General features: G+C 55.1%; 1 protein-coding gene and 1 pseudogene. One reads left to right on the top strand and one right to left on the bottom strand.

Going from position 1 to position 731, the window contains the following annotated elements; translation table 11 throughout:
* Positions 1-183, top strand: a pseudogene (locus ACOCD2_RS21125) (transposase); the annotation flags it as partial.
* A gap of 280 nt (positions 184-463) precedes the next feature.
* On the opposite strand, the gene ACOCD2_RS21130 reads toward ACOCD2_RS21125, so the two are convergent.
* Positions 464-731 (bottom strand): hypothetical protein (locus tag ACOCD2_RS21130; protein ID WP_419626052.1); only part of this gene is annotated, 268 nt, incomplete at its 5' end.

The raw sequence follows: 731 nt of genomic DNA on the forward strand, positions 1-731 counted from the left end.
AACGAGGCCGATGCCCAGTCGCTTTACGAAGAACGCTACTGTGCCCGTGGGGAAATGGAGAACCGTATCAAGGAACAACAACGGGGGCTGTTTGCTGATCGCACCAGTAGTGCCACTCTGCGGGCGAACCAACTGCGGCTGTACTTCTCTTCCTTTGCCTATGTCCTGCTGCATGGCCTGCGCCTGACAGCGCGCAAGGTCTGGCTGTCCTTCTCGGAAGCGTATCCCTACGCCAGTGATATTGCCCCGATCCTGGCCAATCTCAAGCAGCATCCTGCTTGGTCGCCGCCTGGATAGGTTCTTCCGTCCCCGACAACATCGGCTCAAAGAATCAGTCCTGGGTGCTGAGGGACTGGTGTGTCTGTTCTGTCAAAAAAACATCCTCCAGAGCTCCTGAGAGAGCGAAAAACATGAGAATCTCTTCTCCTGGCGAGTGCCTTGGCACGAGAAATTGGCTATCGAGCTATCTTGGCCACGTCCCGGTGCCCAAAATGCTGGAACCAGGAGATCGGTGAGCGATGCGGGCTAGAACCGCGCTCAACCGGGCAACAAAGCGATTCCATTCCAAATCTTCAAGGGTAACCAGATGCACATCCAATACCCACGCCTTGCCAGACAACGCCGGGTAGCGGGCACGATTATTTCTTGCTTCATCGTAACTACTCACCCCTATCAGCATAGAGCTGTCCCGAAAAGGCCATTTGAATGGCGACCAGCGGATTGTATCCCTG

Origin of the sequence: Thiolapillus sp. (assembly GCF_048562965.1) — a bacterium.
GTDB classification, from domain to species: Bacteria; Pseudomonadota; Gammaproteobacteria; order Chromatiales; family Chromatiaceae; genus Thiolapillus; species Thiolapillus brandeum_A.